Source organism: Actinomadura sp. 7K534 (genome assembly GCF_004348575.1).
Taxonomy (GTDB): Bacteria; Actinomycetota; Actinomycetes; order Streptosporangiales; family Streptosporangiaceae; genus Spirillospora; species Spirillospora livida.
Genome location: NZ_SMKB01000334.1, coordinates 1 through 6325, shown reverse-complemented (window position 1 = coordinate 6325; position 6325 = coordinate 1). Strand labels below are relative to the sequence as shown.

Genomic DNA, 6325 nt, shown 5'->3' with positions numbered 1-6325 from the left:
CCGCCGAGGGTGCGAGCATCATCGTCCTGCCGGAGTTCTGCAACCGCCTGTCCTGGTATGCGGACAGAGCGGAGGCCCTCCGGCACGCCTGCACGCCCGACGGCCCGTTCCTCACGGCGATCCGGGAACGGGCGGCGGCGCACCGCACGTACGTCAAGGTCAACGTGACCCTCTCCAGCGGAAGCCGGGTCACCGTCAGCAGCCTGCTCTACGGGCCGGACGGCGCGCTCCTCGGCCGCTCCGACAAGCTCACGCTGATGGGCGCCGAGGGCGACCACCTCGACCCCGGCACCGCCGCCGGCCCCGTCGTCGCCACCCCGCTCGGCCGGCTCGGCATGTACGCGTGCATGGAGGGCGTCACCAGCGACGTCCCCCGCGACCTGGCCGTGCGCGGGGCGCAGGTGCTCCTGAACAGCCTCAACTCGTTCGCCACCGACGAGGCCGGCCTGCACGTCCCCGTCCGCGCGGCGGAGAACAGGGTGTGGGTGGTGGCGGCCAACAAGGTCGGCCCGCTGCTGCCGGGCGACCTCCTGCCGGCGATCGCCGAGCGGCTCGGCGTCCCGGCGGGCCTGCTGGACGGGGCGGGCGAGAGCCAGATCGTCGCCCCCGACGGGACGGTCGTCGCGAAGGGGCCGCGCACCGGCGAGGCCGTCGTCGTCGCCGACATCGACCCCGCGCTCGCCGACCGCAAGACCCGCCCGGACGGCACCGACCTGTTCGCCGCCCGCAGGCCGAGCCTGTACGCCCCGATCGTGGCGCCGCCGCGTCCCCGCGCCGCGCCGCCCGGCGACGCGAAGGTGGACGTCGCCGCCGTCCGCTCGCCGGACCTGGTGCGGGACGCCGCGTCCGCGGGCGCCGAGCTGGTCGTCCTGCCGGAGCTGGCGTTCGGCGCGGACGCCGACCCCGGCGCCGTCGTCTCCGCGCTGGCCGCCGCGCTCCAGGGCACCACCGCGCACGCGGTGACGAGCGTGCGGGCGGGCGCCGCGCACGCCGCCTACCTGGTGAACGCCGACGGCCTCGCCGGAAGCCAGCACCAGCTGCATGCCAGCGCGCGGCACTCCGCCTGGGCCACCGAATACGGCGAGCGGCTCGCCGTCTTCACCCTCCCCTGGGGACGGCTCGCGCTCGTCACCGGCGACGACGCCCTCTACCCCGAGGTCTTCCGGCTCGCGGCCATCGCCGACGCCGACGCCGTCGCGGTCCCGTTCACCCCCGCCGAGGACTGGGAGATCGCCCTCGGCCTGCCGGAGCGCGCCGCCGAGAACCGGCTGAACGTCGTCGCCTCCGGGCCGGACGACGGTGTCGTCCTCGCACTGCCCGCCGACTTCACCCTGTGGACGTCCTGGGAAGGGCCGTTCGAAGGCCGCATCAGCCACCCCCTCGTCACCCGCGCGACCGGGCCGGTCACCATGGCCGCCGTCCATCCGGCGCAGGCCGTGAACCGGCTCGTGTCCAAGAACACCGACCTGGTCGGCGGACGTCCCGCGCACGCGGTCGCCGCACTGGCCGACGAAGCACCGAGCGACGAACCGAGCGGAGTACGCCGTTGAAGGAGACACTTCAGCACGTCGAGCAGATGGTGGACGAGTCCCCCGTCATCGACGTGACCGACACCTTCCACCGGTTCGGGACGATCCTGGACCGTCTCAAGGCGAAGATCGACGCGCGGTTCGAGCTGGCGCGCGACCCGTCCACCGAGGACCTGGAGTCGTACGGCAACCCGCCCGAGAGCCCCGGCGGGCGCCTGGCCGCCTACAGCGGGCCCGAGGTCGACTGGATGGTCCACTCCTGGCTCGGCAACCCGACGGCCGGGTTCGCCAACCTGCACCTCACGGTGTGGCTGGGCCCGCAGATCCGGGTGCCGCACCTCGGCGTCGCGCTGCTCGTCTGGCCGGAGGGCTGGTTCTACGTCGACTCGGTGCCCCGCACCAACCTGCTCGCGGACGGCGCGTACTACGACGCCTACTACGAGCCCCTCAACGCCGAGTGGCTGGCGGTCCGGGAGCAGAACCCGCAGCTGGAGTGGTTCACCAGCCGCGCGGGTTTCATCCGGGCGAGCCTGTCCCCCACCGCCCACTGCCACTCCTTCCCCCGCGAGGAGAAGAACATCGACCTGGTGGAGCGGCTCCTCACCGAGCACGTGGACCGCTGGCTCGGCTGGGTCGACGAGGCCGAACCCGTCCCCGAGGCCGACCGCGCCGCGCTCGCCGCCGCCGACCTGGCGACGCGCCGCAACATCGCCGAGCGCGACCCGGCGAACGTGATGGGCGTCCGGTACTTCGGCCAGGAGCTGACCGACCGCCTCGTCCGCGCCCTGTGGGGCGGCGACCGAGAGCTGCCCCGGCCATGACCACCGAGACGCAGACCACCGGGACCCGCACCGACACCGGGACGCTCGTGGGAACGGGCGTCCGGTCGCTGTGGTGGTCGGCGGACACCGGCGGCCCCGCGCCGTTCGGCACCGCGCACCTCAAGGTGTACTACCCGGCCCGCGCGGAGGGCACCGCCGCCGAGCGGCTGTCGGGAGAGATCCCGGTCGACCCGCGGGGCGCCCCCTACCCGGTGGTCGTGTTCTGCTCCGGGGTGAACGTCGAGCAGGCCGTCTACCGCCCGCTGGCGACCGGCATCGCCGCCGCCGGGTTCGTCGTCGTGACGTTCGACCGGGTGGCCGAGCTGTTCGGCGGCCGGTACGGCCTCACCCCGGGCGTCGACCTGAACGCGGCCAAGCCCGACGGCTACGGCACGCGGCCGACCTGCCCCGCGCTGCCCGCCGTCCTGGACGCGCTGGACGGCATCGACCTGCTCAAGGGGTCGCTCGACCGCACCCGGATCGCGCTCGGCGGGCATTCGGCGGGCGGCACCGTCGTGCTGCAGTCCGCCCGGTTCGTCCCCGGCGTCCGGGCCTGCTTCGCCTACGGGACGCACACCATGGTCGCCACCATGCTCGGCTGGCCGCCCGGGACCGTGCTGCCCGCGCAGGTCGACTGCCCCGTGCTGCTCGGCGTCGGCACGCGCGACGGCGTCATCATGGGCAGCTCCGACCGGTACGGGCAGGACGCGCCGTCCGACCCCGTCACCCGCACCTTCACCGAGGCGCTGCACGATCCGCGCGACCTGCTCGCGGTCGTGCGCGGCGCCAACCACTTCGCCGTCGCGGACCCGGTCGACCCGACCGCGGCCCGCGCGTTCCTCGACCTGCCGCCCGAGACCGACCCCGCCGAGGCACGCCGCGCCTTCACGGACCTCGCGGCCGCCTTCCTGCGCGCCCACGTGCGCGGGGAGGACGTCGCACCGTCCGCCGACCCGGCGCTCATCGACCTGCGGCGACGATAGGGAGAGCCCGTCATGCTCAAGAACTTCTGGTACGCGGTCGAGTTCGCGCACGCGGTCACCCGGGCCCCGAAGCGGGTGACCTGCCTCGGCCAGGACTTCGTCCTCTACCGCAAACGCGACGGCGGCGTGGTCTGCCTGTCCGACCTGTGCGCGCACCGCGGCGCCGCGCTGTCCGGCGGCACCCTCGTCGACGACAGGATCGCCTGCCCGTACCACGGGTGGCAGTACGAGCCGGACGGCGCGTGCAGCAGGATCCCCGCCAACCCGGAGGGGCGCGGCATCCCGAAGCGGGCCCGCGTCGACTCCTACCCGGTCCGGGAGCAGTACGGGATGGTCTGGGCGTTCCTCGGCGACCTGCCCGAGGACGAGCGCCCGCCGCTCCCGCACTTCCCCGAGCACGACGACCCCGCGTTCCGCACCGTGTACGTCGAGATGGTCATCGAGGCGAACTACGAGCGGACGTTCGAGAACGTCGTGGACGCCGCGCACACGCCGTTCGTGCACGGCACCCGGTTCGGCAACCCGGACAAGCCGGAGATCCCCGACTACGACGTCACCGAGGACGAGTGGTCGGCGACCGCCGACATCCGGCTCAGCCCGCCGCCGGCGGGCGGCCTGTGGAAGCGGCTGTACAAGGGGCGGCCGGAGGAGGTCATCGTCACCAACGGCTGGTACCTGCCGAACATCGTCAAGCTGCACGTCCGGCTGCCGTTCGGGGACATGATCCTCTACGACCACAACGTGCCGCTCGACCGGAACCGCACCCTCGTCAAGATCGTCGGCTACCGGAACTTCTTCACCGGCAAGTGGGCCGACAACGACGCCCGCAAGCGGATCCGCAGCATCCTGCTGCAGGACAAGGTGGTCGTGGAGACCCAGCGTCCGGAGCTGCTGCCCTACGACCTGCCCGACGAGCTGCACCTGCGCTCCGACGCCCTCCAGGTCGCCTACCGGCGGCGCCGCCAGAAGCTGATGGCCGACGGCTGGTGGCTCGGCGAGCACGAGGAGCTGCCGGTCAACGGCAGGCGCGGCAGCGCCACCGTGATCCCGTCCCCCGCCCGCCGGGAGAACCCGGAACTGGCCCGCGCCTGGCAGCACCGCCCCCGCGGCGGCGTCCCGGTGCCCCTCGACAGGACCGTCACCGAAGGAGAGAGCGAGTGAGCGTGTCCGCGCCCAAGGCGCTGAACGACCGGACGCTGGCGGCCCTGGCCGGCGTCGAGCCGCTGGAGACGGTACGCGAGAAGGCGCTCACGAGCCCCATGTCCCCGGACCCGGTCGGCACGCTGCACGTCCTGCGCGGCGAGCGGATCGCCAAGGTCGTCTGCATCGGGCTGACCGTCCCGCAGATCGGCATGGACAGCCACATGATCTTCGCGTTCACCGCCGCGGACTCGGCCGTCCCGCACTTCACGCTCGACTCGGTGCTGGCGGGCGGGCAGCTCGCGTACCACATCGACCTCGTCCCGCGGGTCGACCTCGGCGCGCACCTGGCGTACGTCAACGCGGTGTTCCAGCCGCTGACGCCGGTGTACGAGGAGGTCAAGGAGCGGTTCGGGCCGTCCACGGCGGCGATCGGCCCCCGGCAGCACGCCATGATGTCGCCCTGGATGCTCGTCAACAGGGCCGACGACGAGCACTTCGCGCAGATCGGCGCCTACCTCGACCGCTACTTCGAGCACTGGCGCGACCTGCTGGTGAAGGGCGTCCCCGACGAAGCCCTCGACACGCTCACCGGAGCCGGCCTCGCCGCGCGCGACGCCCGCAACCGCGCCGCGCTGTTCAGCCCGGAGGTCGACCCGGTGTGGGCGAACGTGGCCCGGCTGCTCGGCGACCAGCAGGCCGAGGAGCTGCGCGCCGAACTGCTCTCCAACGACCTGCGGGGCGGAAGCGCCGCCGATGGCTGAGCCGAGCGAGTGGCAGCGCCGCATCGAGGGCGAGTGGCACGGCCGCCCGTCCCTGTTCGACGCCGCGGGCACCTGGCAGGGGTACGAGGACATCCGCCGCTCCTCGGTCTTCGAGGACGGCGTCACCACGTACTACATGGACGGCGGGCTCGAAGGCGGCGGCCCCCTCGCGGGACGGTTCCGGCTCGGCGCCCCGTTCGCGTTCGGCGTGGTCGACTCCGACGGCGACCGCATCTACACCGGGCCCGACTTCCACGGCACCGGGCAGCCCTACGGCGGGTTCGTCGACGCGCACTACTACGGGCCTGGCTGGCAGGTGGACCTCAACACCTGGAACCACGTCCTGCCCGACGGCCGGACGCAGGTGTACTCGTCCACCCTGTACCAGGGCTGGGCGGTCGTGGGCTGCTTCAACGGCGTCTACAAGCGCACCACCGACTACGACGCCAACCCCGCGACCAGGGACGCGATCGAACGGTTCCTCGCCGGCGAGACCCGGCACGGCCCGATCCCGTTCATCCTGCCGACCAAGGAGCGCGGCGCGTACAGCGGGACGTGCGAGCTGTGGGGCGCCGACCAGAAACCGGCCGGCGAGGTCACGGTGTCGATCCGGCTGGAGCCCCTCGACCTGCTGCGCACCCGCCACCACGTCACCTGGACCGGCGCCCTCGACCGGGACTACACCGTCGAGGCCCGCCGGGACGGGACCCGCTCCTTCTACGAGGGCCCGGACGCCTGGGGCAACGCGCAGGCGTTCGGCCGCGCCAACTACCCCGTCCTGCACTTCGCCGACGACGTGTGGAAGGTCAAGGGACGCGAGTTCATGGTCGACGCGACTCCCGGGATGACCGCCGGCGAGACCCTCACCGTCGTGTACGAGCTGTTCAGGGGCAACGTCCTGCACGCCGTCCTGCACGGCGTCCTGACCTGGGAGGCCGGGGTATGACGGGCCGGGCGGTCGTCATCACCGGCGGGACCCGCGGCATCGGGCTCGGCCTCGCCGCCGAGTTCCTGGCCCGCGACGTCCGCGTCGCGATCTGCGGCCGGTCGCGGGAGTCGGTCGGCAAGGCGCTCGCCGAACTCGGCGA

General features: G+C 73.3%; 7 protein-coding genes. All 7 read left to right on the top strand.

Annotated elements, in window-relative coordinates; all coding sequences use genetic code 11:
* A partial coding sequence (locus tag E1266_RS34655; RefSeq protein ID WP_132054396.1) for a nitrilase-related carbon-nitrogen hydrolase occupies window positions 1-1550 on the top strand: 1550 nt, incomplete at its 5' end.
* Complete coding sequence (locus E1266_RS34650; protein WP_132054394.1) at window positions 1547-2350, top strand: oxidoreductase; 804 nt, start codon at window positions 1547-1549, stop codon at window positions 2348-2350. The genes E1266_RS34655 and E1266_RS34650, both read left to right, overlap by 4 nt.
* On the top strand, window positions 2347-3333 hold the full coding sequence (locus E1266_RS34645; RefSeq protein WP_207946100.1) for an alpha/beta hydrolase: 987 nt from the start codon (window positions 2347-2349) through the stop codon (window positions 3331-3333). Before E1266_RS34650 ends, E1266_RS34645 begins: the two co-directional genes overlap by 4 nt.
* Window positions 3334-3345: 12 nt before the next feature.
* Window positions 3346-4494 carry an aromatic ring-hydroxylating dioxygenase subunit alpha gene (locus E1266_RS34640; protein WP_132054392.1) on the top strand — a complete coding sequence of 383 codons (1149 nt, stop codon included), beginning with the start codon at window positions 3346-3348 and terminating at the stop codon, window positions 4492-4494.
* Window positions 4491-5237, top strand: coding sequence for a hypothetical protein (locus tag E1266_RS34635; protein WP_207946099.1), 747 nt, complete (start codon window positions 4491-4493; stop codon window positions 5235-5237). The genes E1266_RS34640 and E1266_RS34635 overlap by 4 nt, the downstream gene beginning before the upstream one ends.
* Window positions 5230-6183 (top strand): hypothetical protein, encoded by a 954-nt coding sequence (locus E1266_RS34630; RefSeq protein WP_132054390.1) that lies wholly within the window; start codon window positions 5230-5232, stop codon window positions 6181-6183. Before E1266_RS34635 ends, E1266_RS34630 begins: the two co-directional genes overlap by 8 nt.
* The coding region (locus tag E1266_RS34625) for an SDR family NAD(P)-dependent oxidoreductase (RefSeq protein WP_132054388.1) at window positions 6180-6325 on the top strand (146 nt) is incomplete at its 3' end. The genes E1266_RS34630 and E1266_RS34625, both read left to right, overlap by 4 nt.